This is a genomic window from Psychrobacter fjordensis (genome assembly GCF_904845995.1).
Lineage (GTDB): Bacteria > Pseudomonadota > Gammaproteobacteria > Pseudomonadales > Moraxellaceae > Psychrobacter > Psychrobacter fjordensis.
This window is the reverse complement of sequence record NZ_CAJGYP010000002.1, coordinates 610814-626725: the sequence shown is the minus strand read 5'-3', so window position 1 is coordinate 626725 and position 15912 is coordinate 610814. Positions and strand designations below refer to the sequence as shown.

Annotated in this window: 13 protein-coding genes; 2 read left to right on the top strand and 11 right to left on the bottom strand. The window is 43.7% G+C overall.

The genetic code is table 11. From position 1 onward, the window contains the following. Positions 1-84: 84 nt before the first annotated feature. The 5 genes from uvrA to yghU all read right to left on the bottom strand — a co-directional run bounded on the left by uvrA (position 85) and on the right by yghU (position 9005). Positions 85-2652 carry an excinuclease ABC subunit UvrA gene (gene uvrA, locus JMW61_RS11095; protein ID WP_201551254.1) on the bottom strand — a complete coding sequence of 856 codons (2568 nt, stop codon included), beginning with the start codon at positions 2650-2652 and terminating at the stop codon, positions 85-87. A 233-nt stretch (positions 2653-2885) separates the two neighbouring features. Beyond that, the gene (locus JMW61_RS11090) at positions 2886-4130 is read right to left on the bottom strand and encodes a DUF819 family protein (RefSeq protein ID WP_197101159.1); all 1245 of its coding nucleotides are present in this window, start codon (positions 4128-4130) and stop codon (positions 2886-2888) included. 193 nt (positions 4131-4323) lie between these two features. Next, positions 4324-5982 carry a DEAD/DEAH box helicase gene (locus JMW61_RS11085; RefSeq protein ID WP_201551252.1) on the bottom strand — a complete coding sequence of 553 codons (1659 nt, stop codon included), beginning with the start codon at positions 5980-5982 and terminating at the stop codon, positions 4324-4326. Between the two features lie 580 nt (positions 5983-6562). Beyond that, complete coding sequence (locus JMW61_RS11080; protein WP_227687453.1) at positions 6563-7834, bottom strand: DUF1176 domain-containing protein; 1272 nt, start codon at positions 7832-7834, stop codon at positions 6563-6565. A 349-nt stretch (positions 7835-8183) separates the two neighbouring features. Further along, positions 8184-9005: a glutathione-dependent disulfide-bond oxidoreductase gene (yghU, locus tag JMW61_RS11075; RefSeq protein ID WP_201551250.1), complete on the bottom strand. Its 822-nt coding sequence runs from the start codon at positions 9003-9005 to the stop codon at positions 8184-8186. Between the two features lie 221 nt (positions 9006-9226). On the opposite strand from yghU, the gene JMW61_RS11070 reads away from it, so the two are divergent. Then, positions 9227-10603: a DHA2 family efflux MFS transporter permease subunit gene (locus tag JMW61_RS11070; protein WP_201551248.1), complete on the top strand. Its 1377-nt coding sequence runs from the start codon at positions 9227-9229 to the stop codon at positions 10601-10603. Between the two features lie 120 nt (positions 10604-10723). On the opposite strand, the gene bfr (JMW61_RS11065) is transcribed toward JMW61_RS11070, so the two are convergent. From bfr (JMW61_RS11065) to JMW61_RS11055, 3 genes are all read right to left on the bottom strand, one after another. Further along, positions 10724-11206, bottom strand: a complete 483-nt coding sequence (gene bfr / locus JMW61_RS11065; protein WP_197101164.1) for a bacterioferritin — start codon at positions 11204-11206, stop codon at positions 10724-10726. A 77-nt stretch (positions 11207-11283) separates the two neighbouring features. Next, complete coding sequence (gene bfr / locus JMW61_RS11060) at positions 11284-11772, bottom strand: bacterioferritin (RefSeq protein ID WP_197130171.1); 489 nt, start codon at positions 11770-11772, stop codon at positions 11284-11286. A 379-nt stretch (positions 11773-12151) separates the two neighbouring features. Next, entirely contained in the window at positions 12152-12343 is a 192-nt protein-coding gene (locus tag JMW61_RS11055; protein WP_110923492.1) for a (2Fe-2S)-binding protein, read from the bottom strand. A 326-nt stretch (positions 12344-12669) separates the two neighbouring features. On the opposite strand from JMW61_RS11055, the gene JMW61_RS11050 reads away from it, so the two are divergent. Further along, positions 12670-12993, top strand: a complete 324-nt coding sequence (locus tag JMW61_RS11050; protein ID WP_197101166.1) for an ArsR/SmtB family transcription factor — start codon at positions 12670-12672, stop codon at positions 12991-12993. 162 nt (positions 12994-13155) lie between these two features. Here JMW61_RS11050 and JMW61_RS11045 read toward each other — a convergent pair whose 3' ends face one another. From JMW61_RS11045 to cysT, 3 genes are read right to left on the bottom strand one after another with little or no spacing between them, the layout of a single operon-like run. Then, entirely contained in the window at positions 13156-13878 is a 723-nt protein-coding gene (locus JMW61_RS11045) for a sulfate/molybdate ABC transporter ATP-binding protein (protein WP_194196572.1), read from the bottom strand. 38 nt (positions 13879-13916) lie between these two features. Beyond that, positions 13917-14855 (bottom strand): sulfate ABC transporter permease subunit CysW, encoded by a 939-nt coding sequence (cysW, locus tag JMW61_RS11040; RefSeq protein WP_201551246.1) that lies wholly within the window; start codon positions 14853-14855, stop codon positions 13917-13919. A 1-nt stretch (position 14856) separates the two neighbouring features. Further along, on the bottom strand, positions 14857-15741 hold the full coding sequence (cysT, locus tag JMW61_RS11035) for a sulfate ABC transporter permease subunit CysT (protein WP_110923496.1): 885 nt from the start codon (positions 15739-15741) through the stop codon (positions 14857-14859). Between the last annotated feature and the right edge of the window lie 171 nt (positions 15742-15912).

Below are 15912 nucleotides of genomic sequence, written 5' to 3'. Positions count from 1 at the left end.
TATTAGAAAAATTCTATTTCTAATACTCATTTTTACATCAGTAACATGTAATGATGTAAAGACACTGATATAAATATAGCGCCATTACACCAATAAAAATGGTGCAGTACGGCTGTCTTTTGACTGAGAAACGTCATATGGCGTACCTTTAGCAACAATCATTCCGCCCGCATCTCCTGCCCCTGGCCCGATATCAATGATCCAATCGCTATTGCTCGCCACTTGCATATCATGTTCAACCATAATGACGGTATTGCCCGCATCGACAAGACCATTTAACTGCGTCATGAGCATGGATACATCAGCAGGGTGCAGGCCTGTGGTTGGTTCATCCAATATATATAGCGTGTTACCTCGTTGCACACGCTGTAGCTCTGTGGCAAGCTTGATTCGCTGCGCTTCGCCGCCTGATAATTCGGTGGCGGGTTGACCCAGACGTAAGTAGCCAAGCCCTACTTGTAGCAGTGCCTCTAATGCACGCAAAATAGGTGCCTCATCAACGAAAAACTCATGTGCTGCTTCCACTGTTAAATTCAGTACTTCAGCGATGTTTTTGTCTCGATAAGTGATTGCTAGCGTCTCCTCGTTATAGCGTTGACCATGACAAACCTGACAAGGCGCATAGACGCTTGGCAAAAACAACAGCTCAACACTGACAAACCCTAAACCTTCGCAGTTTGGACAGCGGCCTTTTGTGGTGTTAAATGAAAACCTGCCAGCATCATAGCCGTGTGCTTTTGCTTGTTTGGTGGCCGCAAACAATTTACGTACATCGTCAAACAAGCCAGTATAGGTTGCCAAATTAGAGCGCGGTGTACGCCCAATCGCTTTTTGATTGATATTAATAAGACGGCGGACGTGCTCCATGCCAGAGACGATTTTACCACCAGTTACTGACTCAAGCTCCTGCTCAAGTAAGTCCGCCTCACCGACAGGCGCTTCTGTGACTGTTTTTTGTCCCAATGCTTCATTGATAAGCTCTACCAACGCTTGGCTGACGAGGCTTGATTTTCCTGAGCCCGAGACACCTGTGACACTTGTCATCACCCCAAGCGGAAACTCAACGTCTAGTCCTGTGATGTTATTTCGCTCAATGTTGGCCAGCTTGAGCCAATTTGTCGGCTGCCTTGTGCTAGATTTTGACTGTGCGTTAGACGTAGCATTGGCAAAGAGATATTGGCCAGTATGCGACTGCGTAACCTCACGAAGACCATCTACAGGACCACTATAGACAATCTCGCCACCATGCGTGCCCGCCTTTGGCCCGACATCGACTACCCAATCAGCATGTCTAATAACACTAACGTCATGCTCAACGACAAACACCGAGTTACCAGCCGCGATTAGCTCATCCAACGCCCCTAACAATGCTTGAGTATCAGCGGGATGCAGACCTGCCGATGGTTCATCAAGGACATATACCACGCCAAACAACTGCGAGCGAATTTGAGTGGCTAAGCGCAATCGCTGTAACTCACCAGGAGAGAGTGTCGGTGTGGTACGCTCAAGCGAGAGATAGCCCAACCCTAGCCTTGTCAGCGCTTCAACACGAGAAAGAATGTCACTAGCGATACGCTGAGCAACGATAGTTTTTTCGCGGTTTGGTGTCTCGTTGGCTACCTTGGTACGAGCGGTTGTTTCTAGTTTTTCCGCCATTTCTGTTAGCGTTAGCTGTGATAACTCACCGATATCTAGTCCTGCAAACTTAACCGATAGCGATTCTTTCTTCAATTTTTTACCATGACATTCTGGACACTCAGATATTTGCATAAATTGCGAGACGCGTTTTTTAGTTCGCGGGCTTTGGGTGGTGGCAAAAGAATGCAAAATGAAGTTTTTGGCACTGGTAAAAGTACCCATATAGTTTGGCTTTTCGCCTTTTTCTATCGCATCGCGCGTTTGCTCAATATTGTATTCAGGATAGACAGGCACTGGTGGCGTATCATCTGTAAACAAAATCCAGTCGCGTGTTTTTTTCGGCAATGTGTGCCATGGTTTATCAATATCGTAACCCAATGTGGTCAATATACGGCTGAGGTTTTGACCTTGCCACGCTGGTGGCCATGCTGCAATCGCACGCTCACGGATGGTCTTGGTGTTATCTGGGACCAGTAACTCTTCAGTGACCTCAAATACGCGGCCAATACCTGAACAAGTCGGACAAGCACCATCTGGCGTATTGGGAGAGAACGCATCGGCATATAGTATCCCCTGATCTGCCGGATATTCTCCTGCGCGTGAGTACAGCATGCGTAGACCATTGGATATCGTCGTCACGCTACCCACAGACGAGCGCACTGAAGGTGTACCCCGCTTCTGCTGTAATGCGACTGCTGGCGGCAACCCTTCTATAGAATCAACATCTGGCTCATCGACCTGATCAATGAGTCGTCTTGCATAAGGGGATACCGAATCAAGATAGCGGCGTTGTGACTCGGCAAACAACGTACCAAATGCCAATGACGACTTCCCTGAGCCTGATATACCGGTAAAGACCACCAGCGCATTACGAGGTAAATCAACATCGACGTTCTTCAAGTTGTGTACGCGTGCGCCTCTGACCTGAATGTTTTCTTGGTCAGGGTTATAGAGAGCGTTCTTTACTGTGCTTGTTATACTTGTTTTTTCTTCTAATTTTTTTGGGTTTGCCATAGTGCTACTGTTCCTATTAACTTTTTGTTTATTCCTAACATGCCTATTTGTCTTTATTCAATTAGCAGAAAGGTTAACACGTACTCATGCAAGGCTATGGCTAAGCTTACGTATCAATAGCATAGATAGACAAAACGATAACTCAAGTCACCCAATCATTAATAATAAAAAACCCGCATCAATGCGGGTTTTGTTTAGCAAAAAACACTATTAGTAAAATGACAAATTAGAGATTAAGACACCACCAAACGCATCAATTGGGTGCTGATATAGCCACCAAATGTCCCTACTGCATACCCTAAAATACCTAAGAATACGCCAACTGGAGCCAGTGACGGATGAAAAGCCGTTGCCACAATTGGTGCAGAGGATGCACCGCCAGTATTAGCATTGGAGCCAACCGCCAAAAAGAAAAACGGTGCTCGAATGAGTCGAGCGACAGCAAAGATAATCACGACGTGAATACTCATCCATAACAGACCGATTAGTAATAGTCGCCATTGCGAGACGATACCGGCCAGATTAATTTGCATACCGATCGCGGCGATTAATACAAAGATAAATACCGTGCCTATTTTTGATGCACCAACATGATCAAGCCTGCGAATCTTAGTAAAAGAAAAGATGACGCCTATTAAGGTGATAATCACCACCATCCAAAAGAACGAGCTGGCAAAGCTATACTGGACTGCCCATTTGTATGGGGCAAAAAACCCTGCAATCTGTCCTCCGACGAAATGCGCCACTCCGACCATCGCAAAACATAAACCAAACATCACCATCAAATCATTGATGGTTGCTGGGCGCGCATGATCACGCTCATAGCTCTCGACGGCTTTAATAACCTTATCGATACTACTGGTATCCGCGCGTAGAAAACGGTCTATCTTGTCACTGTGTTTTGCCATCACCAAGATAGCCAATAACCATAATGAGGCATTGGTAGCATCAACCAAAATCATCATACCAAACAAATCATCACTGACCCCGAATAGCTCCTTCATCGCGGCTTGATTGGCTGCACCGCCGATCCAACTACCCGCCACCGCTGAAAATCCGCGCCATAGCGTGTCATCTGTGAACATACCAGGCGATATCCACTTAGCCACTCCTAAACTGATTGGACCGCTGATGACGATGGCGATACTCGCAGCGAAGAACATGGCGATCGCTTTCCAACCTAAGCCCAATATCTTGGGCACATCCATCGATAAGGTCATCAACAGCAAACTTGCTGGCAGTAAATAAGTCGCAGTAAAACCGTAAATCTGTGAGCCAATACCATCAGCGAAAACGCCTAAGCTATTCAGAGTGGCTGGTATAAAGCAGCACAACACAATACCTGGTAGTACCGCATAAAACCGTCGCCAAAACTTACCCGGTAAGCCTTGGGTATAAAAAACCAGACCAATAATGGCCATGATGATGCCAAAAGCTAATGGCAAATTATCAATTGCTAAATTTGAGGTGGCAGACATCAAGGTGCTCCAAGTGTTACAACGGGCAAAAGTAAATCAGTATAGACAAGGCAAAAAACTCATACAAGGACAAATACAGAATTATCAAACGCAAAAAAGCCAGATAACAAGTATCTGGCTTTTCAATGCTGCGTTATACGATTAAATTAAGTGATTTTATTCAGATCATTATTAACCGTTAACGATAGCGTTATTACGAGTTGTTACCACGGTTGCCGCCGTTTGGACGACCTTGGCCACGGCTGTCAGAACGACCAGCTGGACGACCTTGGCTGCCGCTTGGACGACCGCGACCAGTTGCAGCGCGCTCACCACGTGGAACGCCAGTGCTATCACCGCGGCTAGGGCCACCAGTGCGCTTACCTTGATAAGGCTTGCCACCTGAACGCTCATTTGGCTTACCAGATGAATCACGTGGCTTACCTTGATAACCGCTATCATTGCTAGCACGTTGACCAGTTGATGAGCTGTCGCTTGAACGACCACGAGCATTAGCAGGATTACCTTGATAGCCACCGCTTGAACGACCACGGCCTTGACCATTACCACCACCGTTAGAGCGACCACGACCACGGCCACGACCATTACCTTTGTTTTCGCTAGGTACGTAAGTTTTCTTAGGCTCCATGCCTTCGATGATACATACTTCCATTTTGCGATCTAAATAACGGTTGATAGCGTTTAGCTGTGGACGGTCATCCATGCTACATAAGCTGATAGCGATACCAGTACGACCAGCACGGCCACAACGACCGATACGATGGACATAATCTTCAGTTTGGCGTGGAAGATCATAGTTGATTACGTGCGAGATTGCTGGGATGTCTAGACCACGAGCAGCAACGTCAGTCGCTACTAGGATTTTAACTTTACCATTACGCAAATCTTGAACAATACGGTTACGCTTGCTTTGTGGCAAGTCACCATGTAGGAAGCTTGCTTTATGACCAGCTTCTTGTAACTGTTTTGCTAGTTTTTCAGTGCTACGTTTGGTAGCAGCAAAGATAATGATCTGTTCCATATCTTGCTGGCAAACGATTTTGTCAAGTAAACGGTTTTTGTGATCGAAATCATCACAGTAGTACACTTTTTCTTCGATGTGTGCAGATTCTACTTTGATTGATACACGCTCAGGGTTCTTAGTGAAGCTGGCAGCGATTTTACCTACTGGGCCATCCCAAGTTGCAGAACACATGATGGTTTGACGATCAGTAGGAGCAGCGCGCAAGATGTCACTGATGTCATCAGCAAAACCCATGTCTAGCATGCGGTCAGCTTCATCAAGTACCAATACTTCTAGGCTTGATAGATCAACACGACCAGCATTGATATGGTCAAGTAGACGACCAGGAGTTGCAACGATTACTTGAACGCCTTTTTTCAAAGCAGTGATCTGACCATTGTACGGTGCGCCGCCAACTAGTGGTACACAGAACAGACCGCGCATATCTTTAGAGTATGTACGAACGCTGTCATGTACTTGCTGAGCAAGTTCACGCGTTGGCGTTAGGATAAGTGCTTTGGTTAATTTGTCAAAGCTAGTAGCACGGCTCAAACGATCAAGTACTGGGATAACGAATGCGGCAGTTTTACCACTACCCGTTTGCGCTGACAATAAAAGATCACGACCTTCTAGAGCAAAAGGAATAGCTTGTGCTTGGATAGGCGTTGGGTTGGTGTAACCACTGCGATCAAGTGCAGTTAGAATAGGCTTAGCGATGCCAAGATCAGTAAAAGTAACTTGGTTTTCGTCAACAGCGTCAGTAGTAGCCGCTTGAGTGTCAGTGTTTGGGGTGTCAGTGCTTTCGATGATACCGTTTTCAGCGGCGATTGCAGATAAGATGTCAGTCATAGTAATCCTTGGTAAGTATAAGCTGCTGTAAATTCAGCAAACTTGATGCATACCACTGATAACCGTTCACCACGCTGCCTTTATTAAAGAATTACCGGACCACTGTAGGAGTGTCGATAATCAGAAACCCAGCCAATAGAGCTGTCGTTTCTACAATAAATGCGTTCGTGCTGTCTGACGTATTTTGGTGGTAGTGCCGAGTGTCTTATCCTTGCTTGATATACGCGCATTATCGATGCTTTGTCTAAAGCAGATAAAGGCAAACAGCAACCAATCTAATCCATACTTATGGAACAGTAGATAAGATATGAGTCAAAAATAACGGATATTTTAAAAGGTTATTTAAGTACACAAAATCATCGGCAACAATTACTTATGGTCATCCTAGACCCAAAATCGCAGGCGATGTTATCAATCTCATAATTCACGAAAGCTATAAGCTAACGTGGCGACGTAGTATATCATAATAAAAGTACAACTATACCTATTTTTTCACATAATTATTAAATAAGACTTAGCCAATAACAGCTCGATGTTTAAGTATCGATATGATTCAGCAGGTTATCGTTTATATTCAATACTATTTACTTGTTTTAACTTCTGTCACGTAGGTCGGTAGCTGCCACGCCCCACCTGCTTCAATCATGCGGCACAGCCCAGTACTGCTCTGATGGCTTTTTTCAAACGATTTTCCCGTCCATATCCAGTCAGTCTTAGTTAAGCAGTCACCGATACCACGACCTTTTTGTACTGAAGTGACTATACCTTTATCGTAGTCAGTCGCGTTGGTCGTTACCAGTGTTGGATTGTAAGGTTTGGTGTCATTGATGACCCAGGCACCCGCCCCTGTATTATAAGCGCTCGTCCAACAATCATGCTGTGCTATTAATTTCGAGCTGTTCAAGCGACTAACACGCCATGGTGATTTATCTGACAAATTTGGGCAGTCATCATCGACATCTTTGATAGTGCCTTTCATCAGTGCGGCCAATTGCGACGACTTCATGACAAACTTTTTCTTATCATTCACGGCGGCATTTGGTTTAGGTGCGACAAAACGTAATGTGGGTGCCGCTTTAGGTGCTAACACACCGCTATTAGGTTTAACCGCACTAGCATGATCAATAAAAGCGCTCGATGTCCCTACTCGCCCCTGTGCTTCGTCCGCTTTGAGCATAACGGCACTCGCGCCTTTATCAGATAGCTGCCAACGTGAGTTGCGCAGTACCAGTTCGATATTGCTTGATTTGGTCAGCGCCTCTAACAGTGCGGTCACTTGTGTTTTAGTCAATTCGGCACTGCCTGCTGTGGCCGAAAACGGCTGAGTTTCACCGTAGTCTTTGTCATTAATAAACAATGATATACGGTGACGGTTACCCAGTTTCATCAAGGCTTTAGATGAGCTTTCTTTGGCACCGCCAATTTTTACTTTGCCATCCACGCTTGCATTCGCACCTGCGCGGCGTGTGAGTAATACAGATATAGGGAATTCGCTATTGTTTTCTGCTTGATAGCCTGCCAGTCGGCACGTACGGGTGTTATCACAAGCAACTTGCCAATCTTGGCTGGTCAGCTCAACGCCTGAATGTGCCATACTTGCTGTGCTAAATAAGGTGGTGCTGATAGCAGCAAATAAAGATAATCGTATTTTATTTTTTATCATTAATAAGGGTGTCTTTTTTGTTTTTTTAGAATTAAGTCTTAGACGAGTGGTATCGTTCGTTTGTAAGTATGGAGAGACGTTTATATGTCGATAGTTCTGAGCAGCCTTGATCTGAGAATAGCAAACAGCAAAGCGATTATTGCTTGTCTGTAGTGATATATCCATCAGCTTACGGTTGTCGTCATTCATAGTCATTACTCATCAATAGAAGCAGTACAAGTACCTACCCATCAAGGCAGTGTCTGCTATCTTAACGTATCAATGTTTCTGTCTGTTATACTAATGTACTATTATGTAAACGGGCAAGTATATGATTATTTTAATATAACCATATATAAATACAGAATAACTGCGAGTTGAATGGTTATAAATGTCTATAAAATAAGGCTGATAAGCAATCCGCTTATCAGCCTTATTATTACGCTGTGTACTGCTCAACTATGGTCTAAGAACGCTAAAATGGTACAAGGCAGCCGACTGTAAATTGTACACCTAGGAAGGCTAACGCCGTAGCAGTTTAGTCGTTCTCTAATTATAGTTAATCCATTGATTGTAATGGCAACTCTACAGCACGCTTGATCGCTGGTCGCTCAGCAATAGCCTCTGCCCAACGTTTTACGTGAGTATAATCATCTACTTGTAAAAACTCTGCTGCGTCATAAAGCTTACCAAGCACTAGCTGACCATACCATGACCAAATGAGCATATCCGCGATATTGTAATCCGCTTCATCGTTACCACACATGTACTTGTTGTCTTTTAGATGGATATTGAGTACATCAAGCTGACGTTTGGCTTCCATCGTATAGCGGTTGATTGGGTACTCTAATGGTTCGGGTGCATAAGCATAGAAATGTCCAAAGCCGCCGCCGAGAAACGGCGCACTACCCATCTGCCACATCACCCAAGACAGACAGTCGGCACGCGCTTTGCTAGCCGATAAAGGGATAAATTTGCCAAACTTTTCTGCTAAGTACATTAAGATGGCGCCAGACTCAAAGATCGCAATAGGCTCACCGTCGTTTCTGTTAGAATGATCGACCAAAGCTGGGATTTTTGAGTTGGGGTTTATTGTCACAAAGCCAGAGCCAAATTGCTCGCCCTCAGAAATGTCAACTTTATACGCATCGTACTCAGCGCCTTTGACACCAATTTCGGCCAGCTCTTCTAGTAGCATGTTTACCTTGACGCCATTCGGTGTATTCAGCGAATACAATTGTAGTGGCGCATTACCTACTGGTAGCTCTTTATTAAAACGTGCGCCAGCTGTCGGGCTATTGATGTTGGCGAACTTACCACCGCTTTCTTTATCTTGCGTCCAAATTTTTGGTGGTACATATTTATTATTATCCTGACTCATAATTTATCCTCAGTTTATTTTTATAAATGTAGGGAGTGCTTACTATAACGACAACCACTCCCTACATTAAAGTCCTCTCTTGTAATCAATGTAATTGCGGTTAGGTTTTTTATTTTTCCGCTTTGACAGCGCACCGTTACCTTGAGTCACTTTTATTATAACGCTCTAGTCGTTAATATACTTTTTGCTTGTTTTATAATCAGATATCCAATGAGATTTACATGGTAACGCTAACCCCAACGCAAGATAAATACTTACCCTATGTGCTAGCGGTAGCGCTGTTCATGCAGATTTTGGACGCCACTATTTTAAACACGTCCTTACCGCAAATGGCACAGGCGTTGGGTGAGTCGCCACTGAAGATGCAATGGGCAGTGATCAGTTATGCCTTGACCTTGGCTATATTCATTCCTATCAGTGGTTTTTTGGCGGATAAATATGGCACACGTCGGGTATTTCTATCGGCCATCGTCATTTTTTGTATTGGCTCGTTGCTGTGTGCTGCCTCACCTACGCTAGATTTTTTGATTGGCTCACGCATCGTGCAGGGTATTGGCGGTGCGATGATGACGCCCGTTGCTCGTTTGATACTGGTTAAGTCTTATCCTCGCAACAAGCTCTTGACTGTGATGAACTTTGCGGTGATACCGGCATTGGTCGCGCCTTTGGTTGGCCCAGTATTGGGTGGTTATATCGTACAATATGCCAGCTGGCATTGGATATTTTTAATTAATATTCCGATGGGTATCATCGGTTTTATTATGGGCAAAAAACTCGTGCCTGCATTATTTGAGGATACTAAGCGTCTAGATTGGACAGGGTTTTTATTGTTTGCGGCAGCCGCTTGTGGGTTTACGTTGGCGGTAGAGTTCGGCTCACAGGCAGGACGAGAGCTTTATGGGTTATTCTGTGGTTTGGGTGCGGGACTGCTGATAGGTGCTTATATCTGGCATGCCAAAAAGCGGGATGCGCCACTGTTTCCTTTGAGCCTATTTGACATTCGTACCTTCCGCATTGGTATTACGGGTAACTTATTTACGCGACTCGGTATCAGTGCGGTTCCGTTCCTACTACCGCTACTATTACAGGTGGTGTTTGAGTACTCACCATCACAGGCGGGTTGGTTACTGGCCCCTATCGCTGTAGGTGCCATCGGTATCAAGCCATGGGTGAGTAAAATCATTCAGCGTTACAGCTATCGCACTGTTTTGGTTTACAACACCTTTTTTATGGGTTCGCTTATCATCGTATTGGCACAGTTCAATGACGCATCACAATGGCTGTGGTTCATACCCATCTTGACTGTCATGGGCGCTTGTAATTCTATGCAGTTCAGCGCAATGAATACCATTACTATTGGCGACCTTCATGGCACACAGACCAGTAGTGGCAACAGCCTAATGGCGGTCAATCAGCAATTGGCCATTAGCTTTGGTATCGCCTTTGGTGCAGCAGTACTTAATTTGCTGCGTGATAGGTTCGAGCTAGATACCTTGGCTGCATTCCAAACCACTTATTGGATACTTGGTATTTTAACCATTCTCTCAGGATTGTACTTTTTACGCCTAAAGCCTGAAGATGGTCGCGGTCTATATTAAAGAGTACCGGATAGAGTCTGTCAAATTTCAGACATAATAATGCCAGCTCATGTTTTGGTTTATGACCAATCATAGGCTGGCAAGTTTAGAAAATATGATCTATTTATCTATCACATCATCTTATGGTGCGTCGTCATCACTCATTTGTGATTGGATGTATCGTTCCACCCCGACACTCTTAATCAAATCTTCTTGCGTGTCTAACCAGTCTTCATACTCTTCATTACCATCTTTTAAGATGACCAATAACTGGCGAGATACGTAGTCAGATTTTGTCTCACATAACGTGATAGCGTCCGTAATAATTGCAAATTTTTGCTTTTCTAAACGCAAATTACAGTCAATCATTTCAGGCACATCTTCAGCGATGAACATTTTGCCATAATCTTGCAAATTCGGTAAACCGCCTAGCAATAAAATCCGTGCAATCAGATCATCAGACCATTTCATTTCAGCAATAGACTGCTTATAAAAGCTTTCATTAAGGGCTTCTAATCCCCAATGACGTGCAATGCGAGCATGTAAAAAGTACTGATTAATAGCAATCAGCGACTGTCCAAGTACTTTGTTTAAAGCACGAATGACCTCTTTATCCCCTTTCATTATCTTTCTCCCTATTCATTTATTATTTAAGCTAAACATTATTCATCTAATTATCTAGGACACGCCCTAGCATGGTGTTAGATGAGATTAGGAGTGACTTCAGCCATTTGGCTTTGTAGATAATTGGGCAGGCCAATCATATCAATTAGGCGCAGTTGTTGCTCAAGCCAATGAGCATGGTCTTCTTCAGTATCTTTTAGTTGCTCGACCAGCATCTCACGTGTGACATAGTCATGCTCTGCTTCACAGATAGCAATGCCATCCTTTAAATGCTGCTGTACTTGATACTCTAGATTAAGGTCAAGCTGAAGCATTTCGGGAACAGTAGCGCCGATATTGATCGCATCAACCGTCATTTTAGGCGTGCCACTTAACATTAAGATACGGCGAATGATGGCTTGGGCATGCAATGTTTCATCAGCCATCTCATGATGGATGCGATCATACAACTTGCCATAATGCCATTCAGCATACATTTCTGAATGAATAAAATACTGATCACGAGCGGCAAGCTCACCACCTAATAAAAAATTCAAATAATCAATGACTTTTGGGCTACCTATCATAACTTATACTCCCCTATTTATACTTTACTACTCACATTGCATCCATAATTACCCATATAAGGATAGTGTTATTAGCAAACTGAGTAGTAGATATCAAAACCAACAAAATGCCTTACAGCGTCAGACATATATAGTAGCATAACGGCTCTGATATCGCTTGTAACGTTAGGAACTAAGAATAAGATGCTAATTGAGAACAATAATTAGCTAGCGTTAATTCTGATTATTAGAGGTGCTTAAAATAGGTGTATTAGCGAAGTTATACGGACGCTTGCAACTACCCTTTATATATAATAGTTAAAGCGTAAGTGAAGTCTGTTAGATATTTTGTGTGATGCTAAAGCCTATTCTTGATTTTAATATTAAAAGTTGATGCTGCTTAAACGGCGTAAGCTAAGACATCAAGTTTCGCATGGTGCTCTTCTAAGTAATCATTGACCATAGGTTCACAGCAGCCACAGCAAGTCGCTACATCAAGCGTGTCTTTTAAACCATCAAGCGTATCAATGCCTGAGGCAATAGCTGCTTTAATTTGCTTTTCTTTTACGTCGTTGCAGATGCATACGTACATGAACTAACTCCTACGAATATCGCTATCCAATAACTACTGGCTAATCATTTTTACTGCTTGACCTATAATAACGATAACTATTATCATTTTCAATAGTATTTGATATATTTTAATGACAGCGAAGTTTTTTTAAAGGAAAGGTATAACTTGGCAAGAATATTGCAACAATTAATCTATGTAAGCGAATATAAATATTTATGTTATGATATAGATGAATGGTAGTAAATTTACGATAAACTGTAATTTAGCTTATTTTTTAATCGATTTTGTAGATAACTACTGCTATATTGACCATCTATCAACAATAACCCCATAGGGATTATTTTATGTCTGATAATAATTTTACGATACGACCAATTGAATTATTTAAAGTTCTATCCGATCCAACGCGTTTAAAAATATTTCAAATTCTTTTTAATAAACAATCACGTTGCGTGGGAGAGCTAGTAGAAATATTAGATCAACCTCAACCAACGATATCGCGTCATTTAAATCATTTGAAAAAATTAGGTATTTTGAACTGTGTACGTGATGGTACATGGATGTGGTATGAAGTTGCCGATGATTTACCAGAATGGTGCCAAGAGGTTTTAGAGATTACTTATAAGCAAATATCTGCCAATGATGTTGCGCTACCAAAAGCAGGCTAAATGTGATTGGTATTAAGAAAATCTGAGGCATCGTTTAACGCAAAAAAGACCTATTTATCATAGGTCTTTTTTATGTCTGCTAACAATGTGACTATGAGAATGTGGCTGTAATGACATAACTCTAGTAACGTGGCTTTAGCAATATGGCTATGCCATATTCAATTATGTCAGATCTAAAAACTCACTGATAAAGGCACTGGCTGGCTGGTGTATCAGCTCTTCTGATGTTCCTACCTGCTCCACTCGCCCTTGGTTCATGACAACGATTTCATCCGATACCGCACGGGCTTCTTCTTGATCATGTGTGACCATGATACTGGTGATACCTAGCTCATGATGAATATTTTTCAACCAAGTGCGTAGCTCTTTTCGCACCTTGGCATCCAGTGCACCGAACGGCTCATCAAGCAATAATAGTTTAGGCTTCACTGCAAGCGCTCGTGCGAGTGCAATGCGCTGACGCTGACCACCTGATAGTTGGTGTGGATAAGCATTGGCAATTTGTGGCAGCTGTACGAGCTCTAACAGCTCGGCCACACGCTTATTGATGTCAGCTTTGCTTGGTCGCTCATGCTTTGGCAGCAACGTTAGACCAAACGCGACATTATCAGCGATGTTTTTGTGACGAAATAAGGCATAGTGCTGAAACATGAAGCCAATATGACGTTTTTGCACAGGCGTATTGGTCACATCCAGTTCATCAAACAATATTTGCCCTGAGTCAGCATACTCAAGACCAGCGATGATACGCAATAGCGTCGTCTTACCACAGCCTGAAGGCCCTAGTAATGTCGTCAGCTTGCCGGTAGGTACCGTGATATTGATATTGTCTAAGGCGGTAAAATTACCGAATTTTTTATTAACGCTGCGAATCTCGATGCTCATAATAGTATCTCTTATTATATTTTTTGTCGTATCGTGACTTATTTATCACTGCTATTTTTAGTCGTAGCAACCGTAGCATTGGCACTCACTGATAGCTCAGGTATATTGGCCAGTCGCTCAGATTTAGCAAACTTACGCTCTTGTAGCTTAGTCATAACTTGCTGAATGAGTAGCGTCACGAGAGCCAATGCAGCAAGTAAGCTAGATAGGGCAAAAGCGGCGGTAAAGTTATAATCGTTATAAGCAATCTCGACTAATAGCGGCATGGTATTGGTCTCACCGCGAATGTGACCTGATACCACACTGACAGCACCAAACTCACCCATCGCCCGCGCATTGGTCAAAATCAAGCCATATAACAGTGCCCACTTGATATTTGGCAACGTTACATGCCAAAAAGTCTGCCAACCAGTCGCGCCCAACGTTAAGGCTGCTTGCTCTTCACTGTCGCCTTGAGTCTGCATAAGCGGTATCAGCTCACGTGCCACAAACGGAAAGGTGACAAATAATGTCGCCAAGACAATACCAGGAACGGCGTAAATGACTTGGAAACCCATGCTTTCGAGCCAGCCACCAATGGTAGAGTTAAGCCCAAATAGCAATATGAACATCAAGCCTGCGACCACTGGTGACACTGAAAATGGCAAATCAAGTAACGTAGTGACCAACTGCTTCCCTTTAAACTGATAACGTGTGACCAACCATGCAATCGCGATGCCCATCACCATGTTAATCGGCAAAACGATGGCAGCGGTAATTAGCGTTAGCTTAATGGCTTGTAGCGCTTCTGGATCGACCAATGAAGCAACATACAACTGCCAGCCACCCTTAAAGGCTTCATAGAACACCGCTAGCAAAGGTATTACTAGCATTATCACCATGAACAGTACAGCGATACCGATAAAGGTGCGGCGTATCCATGGCGTATCTTTGGTTGCCGCATTACTTTGGTAGTCGTAGCTATTGGATATTTGCATGTTAGCGAGCTCCTACACGGCGCGACAGCTTCCACTGCACAATATTAATGGTTAATAAAATTACAAACGAGATGAGCAGCATAAATAGCGCGACCGCAGAGGCGCCTTGAATGTCAAACTGCTCAAGCTTACTGATAATAATCAGCGGTAAAATCTCAGACTGCATCGGGATATTGCCCGCGATAAAAATAACTGAGCCATACTCACCCGTCGCACGGGCGAACATCATACCCGCACCCATTAATAGTGCTGGTAGCAGCTCTGGTAATATTACTTTACGGAAGGTGGTGAAACGATTGGCACCCAATACGGCTGCCGCCTCTTCAAACTCAACTGATAGCTCAGCGAGTACTGGCTGCACGGCACGGACGATAAAGGGGAAGCTGACCACGACCAGCGCCAACCAAATACCTATCGGTGTAAAGGCCACTTGAATATCAAATTTGGCAAACCACTGCCCCATTAGACCGTTAGGCGCATACAGAGTGGCAAGCGAGATGCCAGTGACAGCCGTTGGTAAGGCAAATGGTAAATCAACCAAGGCATTGATCAAGGACTTGCCCCAAAACTCATAACGTACCAATACCCAAGCGACCAATGTACCAAACACCATATTGGTGAGCATCGCTAAAAATGACATCCATAAGCTCAGCTTGATAGCAGCAGTCACTTGCGGCTGGCTAATGGTTTCCCAAAAACCCGTCCAGCCCATCTGCGTGGTCGTATAGGCCATCATGGCAAACGGCAGCACCACCAATAGCGATAAGCTAAAAACAGTAATGCCCATGCTTAGACCAAACCCTGGCAGCACATTGCGTTGACGCAAGCGTGTCAGCCAACCTTTCTTAGGAAGGGGTTTGCTGGTAGAAGATGTGGGTGCACTCATAATGATATCCTGTTGCCCAACTGATGGTACTTATCGTAAGACCATGTTATATCGAACTTATTATTAGGCCGTGTCTTCATTTCAAAAATGGTGATAAAAATGAGATAAATTGCCGTCAAACAAGAAAAATAGCGCAGATAATATCGGGATATTAGCCAGCTATTTGACGAT

Bases quoted from the DNA above. Each gene is read 5' to 3' on its own strand.
- JMW61_RS11085 (WP_201551252.1), bottom strand. From the start codon at position 5,982: ATGACTGACATCTTATCTGCAATCGCCGCTGAAAACGGTATCATCGAA.
- JMW61_RS11050 (WP_197101166.1), top strand. From the start codon at position 12,670: ATGTCTGATAATAATTTTACGATACGACCAATTGAATTATTTAAAGTT.
- bfr (WP_197101164.1), bottom strand. From the start codon at position 11,206: ATGAAAGGGGATAAAGAGGTCATTCGTGCTTTAAACAAAGTACTTGGA.
- JMW61_RS11070 (WP_201551248.1), top strand. From the start codon at position 9,227: ATGGTAACGCTAACCCCAACGCAAGATAAATACTTACCCTATGTGCTA.
- cysW (WP_201551246.1), bottom strand. From the start codon at position 14,855: ATGCAAATATCCAATAGCTACGACTACCAAAGTAATGCGGCAACCAAA.
- cysT (WP_110923496.1), bottom strand. From the start codon at position 15,741: ATGAGTGCACCCACATCTTCTACCAGCAAACCCCTTCCTAAGAAAGGT.
- JMW61_RS11080 (WP_227687453.1), bottom strand. From the start codon at position 7,834: ATGAATGACGACAACCGTAAGCTGATGGATATATCACTACAGACAAGC.
- JMW61_RS11090 (WP_197101159.1), bottom strand. From the start codon at position 4,130: ATGTCTGCCACCTCAAATTTAGCAATTGATAATTTGCCATTAGCTTTT.
- JMW61_RS11045 (WP_194196572.1), bottom strand. From the start codon at position 13,878: ATGAGCATCGAGATTCGCAGCGTTAATAAAAAATTCGGTAATTTTACC.
- uvrA (WP_201551254.1), bottom strand. From the start codon at position 2,652: ATGGCAAACCCAAAAAAATTAGAAGAAAAAACAAGTATAACAAGCACA.
- bfr (WP_197130171.1), bottom strand. From the start codon at position 11,772: ATGATAGGTAGCCCAAAAGTCATTGATTATTTGAATTTTTTATTAGGT.
- JMW61_RS11055 (WP_110923492.1), bottom strand. From the start codon at position 12,343: ATGTACGTATGCATCTGCAACGACGTAAAAGAAAAGCAAATTAAAGCA.
- yghU (WP_201551250.1), bottom strand. From the start codon at position 9,005: ATGAGTCAGGATAATAATAAATATGTACCACCAAAAATTTGGACGCAA.